Consider the following 18,323-nt stretch of genomic DNA (forward strand, 5'->3'; position numbering starts at 1 on the left):
GGTGTCGGAAAGCGACACCCCGGGTCAGTCCTGCTTGTCGTCGAAGGTGGGGATGTCGGTGCGGTCGTCCGAGCTGGGCATGTCACCCGGCAGCTCCACGGACTGCGTCAGCGGCCCCGGCGACCAGGTGCCCCAGTGGGTTTCGGAGTGCACCTCCATCGCCGCCTGCGCGGACAGCGCATCCGCGTCGTACGGGTGCACCACGAACAGCGAACCCCAGTCCTGCTGCGGATCGTTGCGCAGGTAGGTCGGCAGCTCACGGACGCTCGACGCCACGGTCAACCAGCCGAACGGCCCGCCGGCATCCGGCGACGACCAGCCCTCACCGACGTCCCGGACCTCCTCGCCTGCCGACACCCGGAACTGCGGCATCTCCGCGATCCCGTTATACAGCCCGGAAATGCGCAGGCAGGGATGCACCAGCGCGGCGGGCCACTCGACGAACGTCGCGCCGTCGCCGATGACCTCGGTCATGTTCGTCAGCTTGGGCACCCGCGGCGCGGTCACCGCGAGCCAGCCCTCCCGGCCCAGCGCCTGGTCGACCGCGATCAGCCGCATCTTCGTCGCACCCTCGGCTTCGGCGCCGAGCATGTAGCGGTGGTCCCGCCACCCGGGCGGCGGCCCCTGCTCCACCGTGTAGCGGCCGGTGACCTGGAAGCCCCGGTCGGTGTCCTTGCCGAATTCGAGGACGACGAAGTTCGCCCCGCTCTCCGCGCCCGCCAGGCTCACCGCAACTGGCACCTCGCCGTTGCGGGCCGATTCCGGCAGGTCGTACCAGGGGGTGCGCAACTCGCCGGTGTTCGTGCCGGCCTCGTCGAAGCTGCCCCACGCCGGGGCGTTGTCGCCGCCGAACTGGTGCGGCGGCTTCCAGTTCGGCGAATCCGGGTCGGCACCGTCGCTCGGGGGCACGCCCGGCCGGGCGAAGCCGACCTGCTTGGGCTGGAGGTACTGCTCGGCGGTCTCCCGATCCGCCAAGCGGCGCGGCGGCACCGGCACGTCGGAGTTCTTGGTCGGCGCGGCCACGGCGGGCTGCTCGGGCGACACCGTCAGGACGCCGGCCTGCGGATCGGTCTCCACCCCGATGTAGTCCGACAACCCGCAGCTGGTCCCGGTGAGCTGCTTGATGTTGTCCGTGGACAGGCTGTAGCTGTCGCCGCGCTCCTGGATGGCCTTGCCGAACGCCGAGACCTCGCCGAACACCATCAGCGCGCATAGCACCGACAGCGGCGCGGTCCCGAGCCGCAGCGCCCGGCTGCGCTTCTCCGGGCTGTCCCAGCGCTCGTCGACGATCTTCGGGTTGTTCTCGTCGATGCGCAGGTGCTCGATCAGCGCGATGACGCCCGCGATCCCGGCGAATACCAGGAACAGCGTGCTGAACTGGTGCCCGCTGATCGACGGCGGTTTGTCGAACCACGGGATGCCCCAGCCCGAGACATACCACCAGGCGTTCGGGCCGGTGGAGGCGAACGCCAGGATCACCATCAGCCCGGCGACGAAGGCCGCCCGGTTGCGCCGGGAGCGCAGCACGGTGGTGCTGGTCGCCAGCGCGGTCAGCGCGGCCAGCGCGCCGCCGAACGCGGCGAAAATGCCGAAGTGGTGGGTGTGCTTGGTGGGGGTCAGTGCCAGCACGGCGAAGCCCAGCGCGGTGATCGCGAGCAGCCGTCGGCTCGGGCCAAGCGCGGCACCGCGGATGCGGCCACGCCGCAGCAGCACAACGGCGCAGGTCGCCAGGCACAGGATCACCAGCAGCACCGGGAACCGGCGGGTTAGCGAACCGTCCGGGCTCTGGCTGAACAGCAGGCTGTAGCGGTTGAGCTCCTCGTACCAGCGGCCGTTCGGACCGAAGGTGGTCTTGAGCTCCATCGCGTCCATGACCGACTGCCACGTCTGGTCGTAGAACACCAGCGTCAGGATCACGAACCCGGAAGCGGAGACCGGTGCCAGCACCGGCACCCAGCCGAACTCCTGCGCCCGCTTGCGCACCAACCGGAACAGCGGCTTCACCGCGGCGATGTAGGGCAGCACCGCGACGAGGCCGTGCGGGTTGACGCCCACCGACAACGCGGCGCCGACCAAGCCCAGCGCGGCGGGCATCAGACGCCCGGTCGCGACGGCCCGCTCCACGGCGCACAGCGCCAGCAGCGAGAAGAGCACCACGACCGGCTCGGCGCGGAGACCGTTGTTGTACGGCAGCCAGAACGCCAGGAAAACCGCGGCGGCGGCCCAGCCGGCGGCGTTGCTGCGCCGCACCTGCTGGCCGAGCCGCGGCAGCACCTCACGGCTGATCAACAGCCAGCTGATGACAGCCATCAGCAGCGCGGGCAACCGCACCCATGGCGTCGCTGTCGAGACCTTTACCCACTGCGCGTAGAACTCGTAGAACCAGCCGAACGGCGACTCCGGGTTGGCGAACCAGCGGTAGTAGTTGCTGACGTACCCGGCGCTCTGCTCCGACCGCACCATGCTCAGCACATAGCCGTCGTCGGAGGTCATCGCGCCGATCAGCCACCACACGACCAGTGCCGCGTACACCACCGCATCGCGGAAGGTCGGCTTCCACCAGCCGCGCGGGGCCAGCCGCGGCGGACGCCGTCCGGCGCGCACGTCCAGCCGCCGTAGGCAGATCACCGAGCCGATGAACGCCGCGATGGCCAGGGCGATCACCAGGAGCTTGAGCGGCGTTGCGTAGCTGCTGAACCGGTTGTCGACGCGGGCCTCGAAGGACAGGCCGCGCACGTCGTCGACGGTGTTGTCCAGCGACGAGTAGATGCCGGTCAGCTGTGGGCGCTGGTCGCCGAGGACGCGCGCCCACACCTGCTTGCCGATCCCGGCGGTGGTGCCGGAGGCGTCGGCGCGCACGCTGATGGTGCAGTCACCGGTCGGCAGCGGCACGGTGCTCACCTGCTGGCCCTTGGAGTAAAGCGCGGCCTGGCCGTTGTCGACCTGCAACGTCAGCCCGGTCAGCTTGCCGTAATCCGATGACGGCGGGTTGGTGCTCAACAGGATTGCGGGCCCCGTGGTGCGCGCGTCCAGGCCGTGCGCGGCCGTGCACGGCACCGCCGCGTCCAGCCACAGCGGTGAATAGGCGACCAACGGCGCGGACACCGATTTGGTGCCTTCCGCGGTTGGCCACCGTAATGTGACTACATCGTGGTTGACAGGTAGGAAAGGCACGAGCAACGCCAGCACCGTGCCGACGAGCCCGAGCAGCGAGGCGTACAGCCGAAGTTTCTTCGCCGACTCAGGGTGCACGGGGAGACCATACGGCCGGTGATCGACCGTAGTTGTGCGCACCCCTCGCCTGTTCGCCGGGCCTTTTCTGCATGCCCGTAGAGCTGCGTGTTTCCGCTGGTCAGAGTCCGTGAGTACTTCCGGGTGCCCCAGCACCGAGAAGTACTCACGGTGATTTACCGGACTGAGCCGGGCTCGCGTTCGTCGTCTGGTCGGCCACCAGCACGTCCACGTCCCGGTCCCGCCCGGTCCGGTGCAGCACCAGCTCGGCAAGCAGACCGACAGAGATCATCTGCGCCGCGAAGATCTCCAGCAGGATCCCCAGCGTCAGCAGCGGGCGGGTGCCGATCGACTGGTCCGTGAACAGCCACACCCCACTCAGGTAGAGCAGGATCAGCGTGCCGATCGTCCCGGCCAGCAACCCGAGCCCGCCGAACAGGTGCGCCGGGCGCCGCCCGTAGCGGGTGAGCGCGATGACCGTTAGCAAGTCCAGGGCGCCGCGCACGTACCGCTCCAGCCCGTAGTTGGACTTGCCGTGCACCCGCGGCCGGTGATGCACGGCCAGCTCGCGGACCCGGTAGCCGAGCTGGTGCGCCAGCGCGGGGATGTAGCGGTGCAGCTCCCCGTACAGCGGCACGCGCCGGTAGACCTCGGTCCGCGCCGCCTTGAGCCCGCAGTTGTGGTCCGCCAGCTTCAGGCCGGTGATCAGCCCGGTGACGGAGTTGAACACCTTCGACGGCAGCCGCTTGCCCAGCGGGTCCTGCCGTTGCGCCTTGTGCCCGCTGACGAGGTCGGCCCCGTTGTCGAGCTCCGCGAGCAGCCGCGGGATCTCGGCGGGGTCGTCCTGTAGGTCGGCGTCCAGCGTGACCAACAACTCCCCGCGGACCTCGGCGACCCCGGCGGCCAGCGCGGCGGCCTTGCCGAAGTTGCGCCGCAGCCGGATGCCGCGCAACCGGGGGTCCTGCCGGGCCTGCTCCGCGATCACCTGCCAGCTGTCGTCGGTGCTGCCGTCGTCGACGACCAGCAGCTCCCACGACCGGTGCTGCTGCTGCATCGCATCGCGGATCTCGGCGAACAGCCGGGGCAGGTTCTCGCGTTCGTTCTTGGCCGGGGCGAGCAGCGAGACCTCGACTTCCGGTGCGGCATCTGTCATGGCTTGACCTGCGGACTTTCCGTAAGGGGCCGGATCCACCAGCCGTCGGGGAAGTGGAAGGCGACGCGCAGCAGCCCGGGCTGCGCGGGGGCGACCGCCTCGAAGCCCAAACCGATCTCGATACCGGGCGTCCGGGCTTCCGCGTCCGAGCGCGGGATGTCGACCACCCCGCCGCCGACGACGGTGCCGGTCTCGTCGAGCACGGCGATGCATTCGGCGCGTTCGATCCCGGAAATGGCCCAGCCCTTGAGCATCCGGGCGCCGCCCTGCACCTGGTCGGTCTCCACGTTGAGCACCACGTCGCGACCGTCCGGCCGCGGCTCGCGCAGCGCGCCGACGCTGGGGGTCCGCCAGTCCACGGTGCTGACCCGGTCACCGATCTCCAGGCCGTCGGGGCAGCCCAGCGTGAACTCGCCGGAGAACGGATAGTGCCCGAGCGCCTGCAGCCGCGGCAGCAGCCGGTCCGGTTCGGGGAACCGGTCCTCGAACGCGTCGGGGTGACCGATGCGCGCGGCGATGGCCAGCAGGTTCTGATTGGGCGCATCGGATCGCACACTCTGCGCCATCGGGGCGCCCAGGGCGACGGTGGCCAGCACCGTGCCCGCGACGGCGACGGTGCGGATCTTCGGCCAACGCGGCCAGGCGACCACGATCACCAGCACCGCGATCCACAGTGCGGCGGTCATGCTGTTGTACCGGCTCTGCAACCCGGCTGCCTCGCCGAACGCGGCGCGCGAACCGGAGATCATCACCGCGCACCCCATCGCGTAGATCGCCAGGCCCCACCAAGGAGCGGCACTGCGACGTTCTTCTGCGGTCTGCCGGACGTGCAGCGCGAGCACCGCGAGACCCGCCACGCCAGCAATCAGCGCGATCGCCGGTTCGGTCCCGGTCCACACCATGCCGAGCATGCTCAGCCCGGCGAGCAGCGCCTGCGCCGGATCGTCGGTCGGCGACCTGCCGCCCCCGCCCTGCGGACCGCGCAGCACCAGCCAAGACGCCACTACGAGCACCCCGACCACCATCGGAGCCGCGATCGAGCGGCGACGGTCGCCGCGCAGCCAGGCCACCAGGGCCAGCGCCGGCCACACCGCGAAGGACGTGCCGTAGCTGATCGACGCCAGCAACCCGAACACGATCGCCAGCACCCGGCGCTCCCGCTGCATCGCCAGCAGCGCCGCGAGCACCAGCATCAGCGCGAGGATCCACGACGCCCCGCTCATCGAGCGCACGTAGTTGTGGATGCCGTGCGGGTTGAAAACCAGCGTCGAGGTGGCCGCCACCAGCCCGGCCCGCTGCCACGGGTTCAGCGCCTTCGGCAGCATCGCCCATCCGAGCAGCACGGACACGACACCGAACGCGATGATCAGCAGCCCCAGCGGCTGGTTGAGCCCGTGCCCGTACCGGGCGCTGAGCCAGAACAGCAGGCTGGGCAACACGAACGGGTGCTCGTTGCGGAATCCGAACAGCGCCTCCGGGCGCAGCGACCCGTCGTCGTTGGTGATGTCGAGTAGGACCCACCAGTAGTCGTAGAAGTGCATCTGCGGGTAGCGCAGCACTTCCCGAAGCATCATCAGCGGCGGCACGAGCGCCGACAGGCCGAGGAGCAAAGGGCCGAACCGCTGCACGAGGCCTGGAACGGGGGCTTCGGGGGTGACGCGCTCGACCCGGCCCGTCTCGGATGCGATGTCTGTCACGCTTTGTGTCCCCAGATCCGAATCAATAAGCGACTCACGTTAGCAAGCGCAGGTCAGGGCCCGGCACCTTCCAACGTCGGGCGACTGGATTTGACCACGCGGATCCGGTGGTCGTAGGCTGTCGCGGCTCGTCCGTCACCGGCCCCCGCGGCCGGTCCCTCCCGCAGTTCGGCCCCGGTCGATCGGGGTTGGGAACGCGGTCTGTATGATGGATGAGAACTTCTCGCCGCCGGACGGGCGGAGAGAAAAAACGCCTGTTTCGAATGCGATCGCCCGTGCGGCTCGGCTGCCGAGACAGGAACCCACCGAGGCGCTGCACCGGCGGCGTGGTAGGAATCCTCGCCCCGCGCGGTCGAGGGGGACGTCCGCCGCAGACCTGGTGAAGTAGCGAAACCGAGCAGCAGGAGACTTCCGACTCATGTACGCGATCGTCAAGACCGGCGGCAAGCAGTACAAGGTGGCTGTCGGGGACGTCGTCGAGGTCGAGAAGCTCGAGGGCGAGCTGGGCTCCGAGGTCAGTTTCCCGGCGCTTCTGGTCGTCGATGGCTCTGAGGTCACGACCGACGCCGACGCGCTGGCCAAGGTGTCGGTGACCGGCAAGCTGGTCGAGCAGACCAAGGGCCCCAAGATCCGCATCCACAAGTTCAAGAACAAGACCGGCTACCACAAGCGCCAGGGTCACCGGCAGAAGCTGACCCGCGTTGAGGTCACCGGCATCACGAAGTGAGGACCTGAGTAGTCATGGCACACAAGAAGGGCGCATCCAGCTCTCGGAACGGCCGCGACTCGAACCCCAAGTACCTCGGGGTGAAGCGCTACGGCGGCCAGGTCGTCAAGGCCGGCGAGATTCTGATCCGGCAGCGGGGCACCAAGTTCCACCCCGGCCTGAACGTCGGGCGGGGTAACGACGACACCCTGTTCGCGCTGTCCGCTGGCACCGTCCAGTTCGGACGTTACCGCGGCCGCAAGGCCGTCAGCGTGCTGCCGGCCGAGGCCTGACCCGGCTCTCGGCTGCGAAGTACTTCCCGACGAGGGGCGGGTCCGGCTAGTCCGGCCCGCCCCTCGTCGTTTGCGTTGTGCGGGTGGTCACGCCCCACGGCAACATCGCGCCCCGCGCGGCACCATCGAGGTAGGTGACGCTGCGTGCGCCCCTGGTTCGCACGCGCGGGGCACTTAAGACAGTTTTCGCCGGGCCGGGCTCGGCCGGAGTTTTCCTGGAGGCATTCGTGTCGCGGTTCGTTGACCGCGTGACCATCCACGTCGCGGCAGGCGACGGCGGGCATGGCTGCGCCTCGGTGCACCGGGAGAAGTTCAAGCCGCTGGGCGGTCCAGATGGCGGCAACGGCGGCAAGGGCGGCGACGTCCAGCTCGTCGTGGACCCCAACGTGCACACCCTGCTGGACTTCCACTACCGCCCGAACGCCCGTGCGGCCAACGGCAAGCCGGGCCAGGGCAGCATGCGCAACGGCGCGCAGGGCGGAGACCTGGTCCTTCCGGTCCCGGACGGCACAGTGGTGCTGACCGCGGACGGTGAGGTGCTGGCCGACCTGGTCGGCGCTGGCACCACGTTCGTCGCCGTCGCCGGTGGTCGCGGTGGGCTGGGCAACGCGGCGCTGGCGTCCAAGGCCCGCAAGGCGCCGGGCTTCGCGCTCCTCGGCGAGCCGGGGGAGCAGTCCGAGCTGGTGCTGGAGCTGAAGTCGGTCGCCGACGTCGGCCTCGTCGGATTCCCGTCGGCGGGCAAGTCGTCGCTGATCTCGGTGCTGTCCGCGGCGCGGCCGAAGATCGCCGACTACCCGTTCACCACGCTGGTACCCAACCTCGGCGTGGTCACCGCGGGCGAGACGGTGTTCACCGTGGCGGACGTGCCCGGCCTGATCCCGGGTGCCAGCGAAGGCCGCGGGCTGGGCCTGGACTTCCTGCGCCACATCGAGCGCTGCGCGGTCCTGGTGCACGTCGTGGACTGCGCCACGCTCGAACCCGGTCGCGACCCGCTGTCCGATGTGGACGCCCTGGAGACCGAGCTGGCGCAGTACACCCCGGCGTTGAAGGCCGAGCAGGGCGGCCAGGACCTGGCGTCTCGCCCGCGCATGGTCGTGCTCAATAAGATGGACGTGCCGGAAGCCAAGGAGCTGGCCGAACTGGTCAAGGCGGACCTCGTCACGCGCGGCTGGCCGGTGTTCGAGGTGTCCACCGCCTCCCGCGAAGGGCTGCGCGAGCTCAGCTTCGCGATGGCCACCGAGGTCGAGCGTTACCGCGCGGAGCTGCCGCCGCCGGAGCCGGCGCGCGTGGTGGTCCGGCCAGCGGCCGTGGACAGCAGCAACTTCACTGTCGAGCCTGACCCCGAGTTCGAGGACGCGTTCGTGGTGCGCGGCGAGAAGCCGGAGCGCTGGGTGCGGCAGACCGACTTCGGCAACAACGAGGCGATCGGCTTCCTCGCCGACCGGCTGGCGAAGCTCGGTGTGGAGGAAGCCCTGGCCAAGCGCGGTGCGAAGCCCGGCAGCCAGGTGACCATCGGCAACATGACCTTCGACTGGGAGCCGTCCACGCCGGCCGGGGTCGCGGGCGTGCTCGGCCGCCGCGGCACCGACCTGCGCATCGACCACGACGACCGGATCTCGGCCGCGGACCGCAAGGCGGCGAAGAAAGCCCGCCGCAGCTCGCTGGACGAGTTCGGCCGGTTCGTCGAGGAGGAGGAAGGCCGGTGAGCGATCAGCTCTCGGCGACCAGGAAGGCAGTCGCGGCGGCGCAGCGCGTTGTGGTGAAGGTCGGGTCGTCGTCGCTGACCACCACGAAGGGCGGCCTGGACGCGGCGCGGTTGGGGGCGCTGGTCGATACCGTGGCCCGGCGAGTCGCCGCTGGTGGCCAGGTTGTGCTGGTGTCTTCCGGGGCGATCGCGGCGGGCATCGCGCCGCTAGGGTTGCGCCGCAGGCCGAAGGATCTCGCGACCCAGCAGGCCGCGGCGAGCGTTGGTCAGCAGGCCCTGGCGCACGCGTACGCGGAGTCCTTCACGCGTTACGACCTGACGGTCGGGCAGGTGCTGCTCACCGCGGACGATGTGGTGCGCCGCGGCCACTACCGCAATGCGCAGCGCACCCTGAACCGGCTGCTCGGACTCGGCGCGGTGCCGGTGGTCAACGAGAACGACACGGTCGCCACGCACGAGATCCGCTTCGGCGACAACGACCGGCTGGCGGCGTTGGTGTCCCACCTGGTGGGGGCGGACGCGCTGGTCCTGCTGTCCGATGTGGACGCTCTGTACGACGGGGACCCGCGCCGCGGCGACGCTTCGGCGATCCGCGAGGTCAACGGCGACGCGGACATGGAAGGCGTGCGGGCGGGCCGAAACGGCGCGTCCGGCTTGGGCACCGGCGGCATGGCGTCGAAGGTGGAGGCGGCGAGGGTCGCCTGCTCCTCGGGGATTCCCGTGCTGCTGACCTCGGCAGCGCTGGCCGACCGCGCGCTCGGTCCGGCCGACGTCGGCACGGCGTTCGCGGCGACCGGCAGCAGGCTGTCGGCCCGCCGCTTCTGGCTGGCGCACGCCGCCGGAGCCAACGGCCGCCTGTGGTTGGACGACGGTGCGGTGGCGGCCGTGGTCAAGCGCCGCCGTTCCCTGCTAGCGGCGGGCGTCACGGCGGTGGAGGGTGCCTTCGACGGCGGCGACGTGGTCGAGCTGGTCAACCCGGCGGGCAAGGTGGTGGCGCGCGGAGTCGTCGCCTACGACGCGACGGAACTCCCGGACCTGATCGGCCGCTCGACTCACGAGCTTCCGGCGGAACAACGCCGAGAGGTGGTCCACGCCGACGACCTCGTCCCGCTGCGCTGAGCAGCCCGCAACGGGTTTTCGAGGCGAAGGGCACTTTTGGGCGACCATGCAGCTGTGCACCGTTCAGCTGTGCACCTTGCAGCCAAAGTTGCCCTCCACTCACAGGCCGTCGGGGTCAGCGGAGTTCGGTGCCTTTGGTTTCGGGGAGGGTGCGGATCACGAAGAACGCGACCGCCGCGCCGATGGCGATGTACCAGAAGAACATCGTTGACAGCTCGTAGCGGGCGAGCGCCTGGATCACCAGCGGCGCCGTGCCGCCGAAGATCGCGACGGTGAGGTTGTACCAGGCGCCGATGCCCAGGCCGCGCAGTTCGGTGGGGAACAGCTCGGACATGATCGCCGGCGCGATCGAGGTCATCGCCGTGTACAAGGCGACTCCGACGCAGAACACCACCAGCAGCCCGCCCAGTCCGGTGCCGACCAATGTGGACAGTGGAACGATCAGGACCGCGGTCGCCGCCGACCAGACCAGCAGCTGCGGCCTCCGGCCGATTCGGTCCGACAGCGCGCCCATCGGGTACTGCAGCACGATGAACAACGCGGTGGCGATCGACAGCGCTAGGAACACGTCGGTGGCGTCGGCGTGGCGGTTCTTCACTGCGAACGGGGTCAGCGCGCTGAAGAACGTGTAGTAGCACAACGTGGACAGCATGCTGAAACCGACGAGTTGGCCGACCGCCTTGGGGTGGTGCTTCAGCGTCATCCACAGTGGATTCTTCAGCGCCTTGGCCTTGGCGCGGTTGTCCTCGAACTGCTCGGTCTCCTCGAGGGTGCGGCGCAGCCAGATGCCGAGCACCCCGAGCGCACCGCCGATCAGGAACGGGATCCGCCAGCCGTAGTCGGTGAGCTGGTCCTCGGAAAGCAGCCCGGTCAGCGCGTAGCCGAGCAGCGAGGCGACCAGCAGCGCGGAACCGGTCGAGATGTAGAAGAAGGCCGAGTAGCGGCCTCGTTTGGCCGGTGGCGCGATCTCCGCCAGGTAGGCCGACGCGTTGGAAACCTCGCCGCCCAGCGAGAGTCCCTGCCCGACCCGCGCCAGGATCAGCAGGATCGACGCAGCCCAGCCGATCGTCTGGAAGGTCGGCAGCAATCCGATGATCAGCGAGCCGCCTGCCATCAGCGAGATGGTCAGCAGCATCGCCGTCTTGCGGCCCCGGAGGTCGGCGAACCGGCCGAGCAGCCAGCCGCCAAGCGGGCGGAAGAAGAACGCCAGCGCGAACGTGGCGAGTGTGTTGATCAGCGCGAGTTCGCCGGGGAAGAACGAAGCGGCGAAGTAGACGCTGAAGGCGGTATAGATGGTCCAGTCGTACCACTCGACCGCGTTGCCGATGCTGGCGGCGACCAATGTGCGAAGGGGTAGTCGGGATTCCTCTGCCGTCGTCGCTTGCGTCATCGCATCCTTCCAGTGTCGTGGCAGGACGCCCGTGCGCGCCGGAGGTGTGCTGTTGTCCTCCGGGCTTCGTACGGGTGACGACACAGTACGGTCTGCGTTGCCCGTGCGGAAGGTCCGAATTCACCTAGTGGGAGGACGTGGACTACAGGGAGCGATGGGGGCACCGGCCAACTCGTGCGCGGTCTTGTTGCACTCGGGGCAGGTCGTCCACAGCCACGCGATGTCGGAGTTGTCCACGGTGATCTGCTTGCCGCACAACGTCTCGACCTGCGAGTTGACCGGAAATCCGCCGCGGGGCCGAGGTTTCAGCGTGGCATGTCGCTGTCCGTTGCCCGGTTGCCAGCGAAACGGGTGTGGCATGCATGATCACCGTCTGTTCCAACTCGACTTGAGGCGTCCGCCGCGTGTAGCGTCCGGCAGCCGGTTCCGGGACGACGCCGACGGGAGCACGGTATCGGACACCGGGGTGCGGTGCTCCTGGGGTGGTCGTCGTCGCGCGTACCATTTTGGTGGTACTGAAACGGATGGCCAATTACCTGAACAGGTAGTTGTTACCATGACCCGAATTCTGTTTCGCAATGTTTCATGACCCGTACCACTGGTGGCACGCCGAAGGCCCGCGCGCTCGGGGCTGAGCTGCGCGAAGCCAGGGAAGAGGTCGGCAAGAGGCTGCGCGCACTGGCACAGGAGCCCGACACCGATCAAGTCAGGCTGATGCGGTACGAAACGGGGAAGTCTGTCCCGCCGCTGGAAGTGGTGGCCGCCTTCATGACCGCTCTGGGCGTTTCGGCTACCCAACGTGATCGACTCGTCGAGATGGCCCGCGGCTGACGGTGATCATCAGCGAGCATGCGCTCCGGGAGCGGATCGGCGGGCGCGCGGTCATGGCCGGACAGCTCCGTAAGGTGACGGAACTGGCAGACCACACCCAACTCCGGCTCGCCCGTAGCCACCCCGAAAATCACCGCCATCCCTGGAAAAACCAAGCCCCGAACCCCAGCGGCCAAGCCCAGCACGCATCCGCCGAAGGCAACGAATTCTGCGTGCGATGGGACGGTAGCCGACGATGTGGACCGAATGAGACAGTCCAGGCGGCTGTGTCCACTGTGGTTAGTCCTTGGTGATTCGCCGCGTCCGCGCAGCAGGCTTACTCAGCGCCAGGGGCGACCGCAGTGGTGATCGGGGTCAGCATCCGGTGGGGGTTCTCAAGGGCGCGGGCGACTCGATCGCTGCGGTGCATCGCGTTGGTGCCGGGACCAGGGCGGACGACGAGGTCGTCGGGGCCGGGATCTGCCCACACGCACGGCATCGCCCGAAGTCGTCGATGTCGGTGTCGCATGCCGTGTGGCTGAAGATCCGGGAAGGGTGTGGTCCGCTCGTGTACCGCTCGCCCCATTTGGACAGGGCGAAGATCGTGGGCCACAGCGCCCGCCCACCCTCGGTGAGCAGGTACTCCGGGTTCCCGCCCGAGTCCTCCCGGGTCAGCACGCCGGCCGCGATCAGGGTCTCGAGCCGGTCACGGGTCCTGAGCTGTGGCTTGGTTTCGAGGCCGGTCACGAAGTGGTGGCGAGGGTGAACGGCAGGACTGCCGGGGCGCCCGCTTGGCGGAGCAGGCGGCTGGCGACCGTGATGGTCCAGCCGGTGTCGGAGTAGTCGTCCATCAGCATCACCGGTCCGTCCAGCGTGGACAGCTTGGCGGCGAGGTCCTCGGGCACCTTGAACTGCTGCCAAAGCGACGCCACCCGCTGGGCACTGTTCGTGGCACGCCGGGGCGTCGTGTTCGGGTTCGTCAGCACCTCGCCGAGCAGCGGCAACCGCCCGATCGTGGCGATCCGCTCAGCGAGGCTGCGCACCAGCCGCGGACGCGTCCGCGAACCGAGCGCGACCACGCCCACCGGCCGTCGCGCCCAGTCCCACGCGGCCAGCACCTTGATTCCGGCCTGGAACAGGTCGTCCGGCAGTTCCTGGTCGGGCGCGCCGGTGGCGAGCAGTTCCCGCAGCCGGTTGCCCCAGCCGATGTCGGTGAGCCGCCCGATCGCCCGGCCCGTGGTGGCCTGCTGGCCGGCGGGCAGCTTGCCGGAGACCGGGATGCCGAGCGCATCCATGCCACTCGGCCACATCTTGCGGGGCGAAACCTCCACGCCGGGTCGCCGCAGTCGCTCCTCCGCCTGCTGCACGGCCTGGTCGTCGACGTCGCCGGAATAGCCGGAGCCGGTGCAGTTGTCGCAGCGTCCGCAGGGCTCGGCCGCCGGATCGTCGAGTTGCCGCCGCAGGAATTCCATGCGGCAAGACGACGTCCCGAGGTAGTCGAGCATCGCCTGCTGCTCGGACCTCCGCTCCGCGGCGATGCGCTCGTAGCGCTTGGCGTCGTAGTGCCACGGCGCGCCGGTGGCCTCCCAGCCGCCCTTCACCCGGCGGACGGCCCCGTCGACGTCCAGCACCTTCAGCACCATCTCCAACCGGGTGCGCCCGAGCTCGACGTACGGTTCGAGCGCGGCCGTCGACATGCGTTCCTGCTGCGCCAACGCATCGAGAACCGCGCGCACCGTCGGTTCCGGTGGGAAGGCCAGCGACGCGAAGTAGCTCCAGATGTCGCGGTCCTCCGGGCCGGGCAGCAGCAGCACCTCGGCCCGCTGCACACCACGCCCGGCGCGCCCGATCTGCTGGTAGTAGGCGATCGGCGAGGACGGCGCGCCGAGGTGAACGACGAATCCGAGGTCGGGCTTGTCGAAACCCATGCCCAGCGCTGAGGTGGCCACCAGCGACTTGACCCTGTTCGCCAGCAGGTCGGCCTCGGCCTGCTGCCGCTCGGCGGGATCGGTGCGGCCCGAATAGGACGCCACCTCGTAGCCCTGCTCGCGCAGGTAGGCCGCGATCTCGTCGGTCGCCGCCACCGTGAGCGTGTAGATGATCCCCGAGCCGGGCAGTTCCTTCAGGTGGCTCGCCAGCCAGCCCAGCCGGGCCTGCGCCGTAGGCAACCGGACCACGCCCAGTCGCAGGCTCTCCCGGTCCAGGCTGCCGCGCAGGACCAGCGTTTCCTGCGGATCGGTGAACTCGCCGCCCACCCCGAGCTGGTCGGCGACGTCCTGCACGACGCGGTCGTTCGCGGTGGCCGTGGTCGCGAGCACCGGGACGCCCTCGGGCAGCTCGGTGAGCAGCGTCCGCAGCCGACGGTAGTCCGGGCGGAAGTCGTGGCCCCAGTCGGAGATGCAGTGCGCCTCATCGACCACGAGCAGGCCCGCGGCTTGGGTGAGCTCCGGCAGGATCGTGTCCCGGAAGTCGGGGTTGTTCAGCCGTTCCGGGCTGACCAGCAGCACGTCGACCTCGCCGGCGGCGACCTCCTCCTCGATGTCGGCCCACTCGTCTGGGTTCGCGGAGTTGATCGTCGCGGCGCGCACGCCGGCCGCCGCGGCCGCATCGACCTGGTTGCGCATCAGCGCGAGCAGCGGCGAAACGATCACGGTCGGGCCTTCGCCGAGTTCGCGCAGCAGCGCGGTGGCGATGAAGTAGACGGCGGACTTGCCCCAGCCGGTGCGCTGCACCACGAGCGCTCGACGACGCTCCAGCACCAGTGCGCGGATCGCGCTCCACTGGTCCTCGCGCAGCGCGGCGTCGGGGCCGGCCAGCGCGCGGAGTCGGTCGTCGGCGAGTTCGCGCAGCGCGTTTTCGTCCACGACCCGATTCCTACCGGATGCCCGCGACGTGCCACGTCCGGGGTGACCGGGCGTGAAATCCGATGTCGGGGCGCGGGCCGAACGGACTAGTCTGGGCAGGTGACCACCACCGAGTCCACGATGACAGACCAGGTGTCCGGAGACGAGCTGCGGGAGCAGGTCCGCGACGCGGCACGGCGGGCCAAGCGGGCGGCGGCGGAGCTGGCGCAGGCCACCCGTGGCGACAAGGACGCGTTGCTGCACGCGATGGCCCACGCGCTGGTGCAGCGCGCGCCGGAGATCCTCGCCGCCAACGACCGGGATGTTGCCGCGGGCCGCGAGTCGGGGATGCCGGAAAGCCTGATCGACCGGCTGAGCCTGAGCACCGAGCGCATCGCCGCGATGGCCGACGGGCTGCGCACGGTCGCCGGTCTGCCGGACCCGGTCGGTGAGGTGGTGCGCGGCGGCGTGCTGCCCAACGGGTTGCAGTTGCAGCAGGTCCGGGTACCGCTCGGCGTGGTCGGGATCGTCTACGAGGGGCGCCCCAACGTCACGGTGGATGCGGCGGGGCTGACGCTGAAGGCCGGCAACGCTGTGCTGCTGCGGGGTTCGTCCTCGGCGGAGCACTCCAACACCGCGCTTGTGGCGATCCTCGCCGACGTGGTCCGCGAGCAGGGCCTGCCGGCCGACGCCGTGCAGCTCCTGCCGTGCCACGACCGGGCGTCCGTGCAGCACTTGATCACCGCGCGCGGGTTGGTCGACGTGGTGATCCCGCGCGGCGGCGCGGGGCTGATCTCGGCAGTCGTGGAGAACGCCACGGTGCCGGCCATCGAGACCGGCGTCGGCAACTGCCACGTGTACGTCGACGCGAGCGCTGACGTCGACACCGCGCTGCGCATCCTGCTCAACTCCAAGGCCCGGCGCCCCAGCGTGTGCAATGCGGCGGAAACGGTGTTGGTGCACAAGGACATCGCGGCGGAGTTCCTGCCCCGTGCGCTCGCCGAGCTGCACGGCGTGGGCGTGACCGTGCACGGCGATGAGCGAGTCGTCGAGGTCGGGGGCTCCAACGTGGTTCCCGCGACCGATGAGGACTGGGACACCGAGTTCTTGTCGCTGGACATCGCGGCAGCGGTAGTGGATTCGCTGCCCGGCGCGGTCGAGCACATCCGATCCCACGGCTCCGGGCACACCGAAGCCATCGTGACCAGCGACGTCCGCGCAGCCCGGCAGTTCACGGTGCAGGTGGACGCGGCTGCGGTGATGGTCAACGCCTCCACCGCGTTCACCGACGGCGCCGAGTTCGGGATGGGCGCGGAGATCGGCATCTCCACCCAGAAGCTGCACGCCCGCGGCCCGATGGGGCTGCCAGAGCTGACCTCAACGAAGTGGCTGGCCTTCGGCGACGGGCACGTGCGGCCGGGCTCCGCCCCGCCGAACACCGGTTCCTGCCCGGGGAGCTGACTTGCCCCAGGCGCCGCGCCGCAAGAGTGACTCGGCCGCCACAAGGTAGCGCTGTTGCAGGCCGCGTCGGCGTTGTTCCGACGGCACCGGCCGCGAACGGGTCGGGAAACGGTGGGGCCGATGCACCGGTGCACCACCTGCGGACATTCCGGGCACGCGGACGTGAGCGCGGCCCGCAACATTCTCGCCGCTGGACGGAAAGAAGCTGACGTGCTTCAAGCGGTGACAGCCTGTGGAGACCTCCAGCCGTTGGGCGGGTCCGCGAAGCAGGAACCAGGAACCTCAGTGATGGGGACCGCCAACTAACGTTGCTGGTTGGAATCCGGCGGCTTTAGTTATCAGCCGTCCGGAGGACGTCAACTCGCGCATAACTGGAAGAGGTGGCGAATGAGCTGGTCGATCGAGATCGACGCGGACACCTGCATCGGTTCCGGCATGTGCGCCGGTGTAGCGCCGGACCACTTCGAGCTGGTGGACGGCTACTCCTGCGCCAAGAACGCGACGGTGGAGCCGGCCGACGAGGTGGTCGACGCGGCGGAGTCGTGCCCAGTGGAGGCGATCCTGGTCAAGGACGCCGAAACCGGCGCGGCGATCGCCCCAGCAGAGTGACGCAGCCCACTTTCGAAGTCGCGTCATGGTTTCCCGGGTGCGCGAGTCACACCGGTGCGCGCCTGAGAAATGGCAGCGCCCGCGACCTGAGGTAGGCCCCCAGCCGCCGAGGGTTGCGCAGGGCCGTGGGGCCCGGCTCAGGGGGGAGCGTGGGTCGGGCTCCACGGTCGGCGCGGCTTGGGGCCCAGCTCATAGTGGCCTGGGGCCCAGCTCATAGGGGAGTGTGGGCTGGGGGCCACGGCCGCCGTGACGCGCGACGCACGCCCCGCCGATCGACGCGGGCCGTCGGCTTTCTAGGCTTGTCAGCTATGTCTCGTCGCAGGATCGGGGTCATGGGTGGCACCTTCGATCCCATTCATCACGGGCACCTGGTGGCAGCCAGCGAGGTGCAGGCCCAGTTCGGCCTGGAACAGGTCGTCTTCGTGCCCACCGGCCAGCCGTGGCAGAAGAGTCACGAGGTGGTCAGCCCCGCCGAGGACCGCTACCTGATGACGGTGATCGCCACCGCGTCCAACCCGCGGTTCTTGGTCAGCCGTGTCGATATCGACCGCAGCGGTCCGACCTACACCGCCGACACCCTCACCGACCTGCACCAGCAGTACCCGGACGCGGAGCTCTACTTCATCACCGGGGCCGACGCGCTGGAGCAGATCCTGTCCTGGCACCGGGTCGACGAGCTGTTCGACCTGGCGCACTTTATCGGCGTGACGCGGCCCGGCTACTCGCTCAACGGGGCCCACCTGCCCGCCGGGGCGGTGTCGCTGGTGGAGATCCCGGCGATGGCGATTTCCTCCACCGGCTGCCGGGACAGGGTCCGGGCGGGCCTGCCGGTCTGGTACCTGGTCCCGGACGGAATCGTGCAGTACATCACGAAGCGAGGCCTCTACCGGGAGGAATCCGGCGCGGAGTGGGGCCCGTCCGGTTCCTGACGCGCCCCGCACCTCGTCGCGGTCGGAAGCAGATCGTTAGGCCGCCGGTGACCGTGGGCGTGGTCAAGACGGCGTCGAACGCCGCCGGGATGGCCGGTGCTCCTCTTACCGTTCACGAAACGTGTCAAAACGTTCCGTGAGCAGATGACTTGCGCCACCTGCGTTGACCATCAGGAAGACTGGTGGCCTTCACGCTTCCTCGACCACTGCCAGCACGAACGCTGGTCTGACACGGTCTCCACGTGCGTTTGGCCTTGCGGCCGGTTCCCACGCAACTCGCGGTACCTGACGTGTTTCACCTGCCGCCGCAGGAAAAACCGCTGACCGGGCTTGGCTTTCGCTCGGTCAGCAAGCAACACACTACACCACGCTCTGTC

At 69.5% G+C, this 18,323-nt stretch carries 16 protein-coding genes; 9 read left to right on the plus strand and 7 right to left on the minus strand.

Annotated features, from left to right (window positions below; genetic code table 11):
• Nucleotides 1-24 precede the first annotated feature (24 nt).
• From ACRXBZ_RS27560 to ACRXBZ_RS27570, 3 genes are all read right to left on the minus strand, one after another.
• Nucleotides 25-3,252: an arabinosyltransferase domain-containing protein gene (locus ACRXBZ_RS27560; RefSeq protein ID WP_433881560.1), complete on the minus strand. Its 3,228-nt coding sequence runs from the start codon at nucleotides 3,250-3,252 to the stop codon at nucleotides 25-27.
• A 145-nt stretch (nucleotides 3,253-3,397) separates the two neighbouring features.
• Nucleotides 3,398-4,384 carry a glycosyltransferase family 2 protein gene (locus ACRXBZ_RS27565; RefSeq protein WP_433881561.1) on the minus strand — a complete coding sequence of 329 codons (987 nt, stop codon included), beginning with the start codon at nucleotides 4,382-4,384 and terminating at the stop codon, nucleotides 3,398-3,400.
• The gene (locus tag ACRXBZ_RS27570) at nucleotides 4,381-6,081 is read right to left on the minus strand and encodes a hypothetical protein (RefSeq protein ID WP_168586996.1); all 1,701 of its coding nucleotides are present in this window, start codon (nucleotides 6,079-6,081) and stop codon (nucleotides 4,381-4,383) included. Before ACRXBZ_RS27570 ends, ACRXBZ_RS27565 begins: the two co-directional genes overlap by 4 nt.
• 418 nt (nucleotides 6,082-6,499) lie before the next feature.
• On the opposite strand from ACRXBZ_RS27570, the gene rplU reads away from it, so the two are divergent.
• From rplU to proB, 4 genes are all read left to right on the plus strand, one after another.
• Entirely contained in the window at nucleotides 6,500-6,808 is a 309-nt protein-coding gene (gene rplU / locus ACRXBZ_RS27575; RefSeq protein ID WP_010695780.1) for a 50S ribosomal protein L21, read from the plus strand.
• A 14-nt stretch (nucleotides 6,809-6,822) separates the two neighbouring features.
• The gene (gene rpmA, locus ACRXBZ_RS27580) at nucleotides 6,823-7,080 is read left to right on the plus strand and encodes a 50S ribosomal protein L27 (protein ID WP_010695777.1); all 258 of its coding nucleotides are present in this window, start codon (nucleotides 6,823-6,825) and stop codon (nucleotides 7,078-7,080) included.
• Nucleotides 7,081-7,295: 215 nt separating this feature from the next.
• On the plus strand, nucleotides 7,296-8,786 hold the full coding sequence (obgE, locus tag ACRXBZ_RS27585) for a GTPase ObgE (protein WP_433883984.1): 1,491 nt from the start codon (nucleotides 7,296-7,298) through the stop codon (nucleotides 8,784-8,786).
• Nucleotides 8,783-9,904, plus strand: coding sequence for a glutamate 5-kinase (gene proB / locus ACRXBZ_RS27590; protein WP_433881562.1), 1,122 nt, complete (start codon nucleotides 8,783-8,785; stop codon nucleotides 9,902-9,904). Before obgE ends, proB begins: the two co-directional genes overlap by 4 nt.
• Before the next feature lie 115 nt (nucleotides 9,905-10,019).
• Here proB and ACRXBZ_RS27595 read toward each other — a convergent pair whose 3' ends face one another.
• A complete protein-coding gene (locus ACRXBZ_RS27595) occupies nucleotides 10,020-11,294 on the minus strand; it encodes an MFS transporter (protein WP_433881563.1) in 1,275 nt (424 codons plus the stop codon).
• Nucleotides 11,295-11,414: 120 nt separating this feature from the next.
• Entirely contained in the window at nucleotides 11,415-11,654 is a 240-nt protein-coding gene (locus ACRXBZ_RS27600) for an HC3 family zinc finger protein (protein ID WP_433881564.1), read from the minus strand.
• A gap of 225 nt (nucleotides 11,655-11,879) precedes the next feature.
• Between ACRXBZ_RS27600 and ACRXBZ_RS27605 the strand changes: the two genes are divergently transcribed.
• Together ACRXBZ_RS27605 and ACRXBZ_RS27610 are read left to right on the plus strand one after the other, a co-directional pair.
• On the plus strand, nucleotides 11,880-12,125 hold the full coding sequence (locus ACRXBZ_RS27605; protein ID WP_433881565.1) for a helix-turn-helix domain-containing protein: 246 nt from the start codon (nucleotides 11,880-11,882) through the stop codon (nucleotides 12,123-12,125).
• A 2-nt stretch (nucleotides 12,126-12,127) separates the two neighbouring features.
• Nucleotides 12,128-12,418, plus strand: a complete 291-nt coding sequence (locus ACRXBZ_RS27610; RefSeq protein WP_433881566.1) for a Scr1 family TA system antitoxin-like transcriptional regulator — start codon at nucleotides 12,128-12,130, stop codon at nucleotides 12,416-12,418.
• Nucleotides 12,419-12,479: 61 nt separating this feature from the next.
• On the opposite strand, the gene ACRXBZ_RS27615 is transcribed toward ACRXBZ_RS27610, so the two are convergent.
• Complete coding sequence (locus ACRXBZ_RS27615; protein WP_433881567.1) at nucleotides 12,480-12,851, minus strand: winged helix-turn-helix transcriptional regulator; 372 nt, start codon at nucleotides 12,849-12,851, stop codon at nucleotides 12,480-12,482.
• Nucleotides 12,848-14,968 (minus strand): RecQ family ATP-dependent DNA helicase, encoded by a 2,121-nt coding sequence (locus ACRXBZ_RS27620; protein ID WP_433881568.1) that lies wholly within the window; start codon nucleotides 14,966-14,968, stop codon nucleotides 12,848-12,850. The genes ACRXBZ_RS27615 and ACRXBZ_RS27620 overlap by 4 nt, the downstream gene beginning before the upstream one ends.
• A 120-nt stretch (nucleotides 14,969-15,088) precedes the next feature.
• Between ACRXBZ_RS27620 and ACRXBZ_RS27625 the strand changes: the two genes are divergently transcribed.
• The 3 genes from ACRXBZ_RS27625 to nadD all read left to right on the plus strand — a co-directional run bounded on the left by ACRXBZ_RS27625 (nucleotide 15,089) and on the right by nadD (nucleotide 17,946).
• On the plus strand, nucleotides 15,089-16,408 hold the full coding sequence (locus tag ACRXBZ_RS27625; RefSeq protein ID WP_433881569.1) for a glutamate-5-semialdehyde dehydrogenase: 1,320 nt from the start codon (nucleotides 15,089-15,091) through the stop codon (nucleotides 16,406-16,408).
• A 387-nt stretch (nucleotides 16,409-16,795) separates the two neighbouring features.
• A complete protein-coding gene (locus tag ACRXBZ_RS27630; protein WP_433881570.1) occupies nucleotides 16,796-17,017 on the plus strand; it encodes a ferredoxin in 222 nt (73 codons plus the stop codon).
• Between the two features lie 308 nt (nucleotides 17,018-17,325).
• Entirely contained in the window at nucleotides 17,326-17,946 is a 621-nt protein-coding gene (gene nadD / locus ACRXBZ_RS27635; protein ID WP_168587004.1) for a nicotinate-nucleotide adenylyltransferase, read from the plus strand.
• Nucleotides 17,947-18,323: the final 377 nt, after the last annotated feature.

This window comes from Saccharopolyspora hattusasensis, assembly GCF_050972075.1.
Lineage (GTDB): Bacteria > Actinomycetota > Actinomycetes > Mycobacteriales > Pseudonocardiaceae > Saccharopolyspora > Saccharopolyspora hattusasensis.

Bases quoted from the DNA above. Each gene is read 5' to 3' on its own strand.
- ACRXBZ_RS27600 (WP_433881564.1), bottom strand. From the start codon at position 11,654: ATGCCACACCCGTTTCGCTGGCAACCGGGCAACGGACAGCGACATGCC.
- rpmA (WP_010695777.1), top strand. From the start codon at position 6,823: ATGGCACACAAGAAGGGCGCATCCAGCTCTCGGAACGGCCGCGACTCG.
- ACRXBZ_RS27595 (WP_433881563.1), bottom strand. From the start codon at position 11,294: ATGACGCAAGCGACGACGGCAGAGGAATCCCGACTACCCCTTCGCACA.
- rplU (WP_010695780.1), top strand. From the start codon at position 6,500: ATGTACGCGATCGTCAAGACCGGCGGCAAGCAGTACAAGGTGGCTGTC.
- ACRXBZ_RS27625 (WP_433881569.1), top strand. From the start codon at position 15,089: ATGACAGACCAGGTGTCCGGAGACGAGCTGCGGGAGCAGGTCCGCGAC.
- ACRXBZ_RS27565 (WP_433881561.1), bottom strand. From the start codon at position 4,384: ATGACAGATGCCGCACCGGAAGTCGAGGTCTCGCTGCTCGCCCCGGCC.
- nadD (WP_168587004.1), top strand. From the start codon at position 17,326: ATGTCTCGTCGCAGGATCGGGGTCATGGGTGGCACCTTCGATCCCATT.
- ACRXBZ_RS27605 (WP_433881565.1), top strand. From the start codon at position 11,880: ATGACCCGTACCACTGGTGGCACGCCGAAGGCCCGCGCGCTCGGGGCT.
- ACRXBZ_RS27630 (WP_433881570.1), top strand. From the start codon at position 16,796: ATGAGCTGGTCGATCGAGATCGACGCGGACACCTGCATCGGTTCCGGC.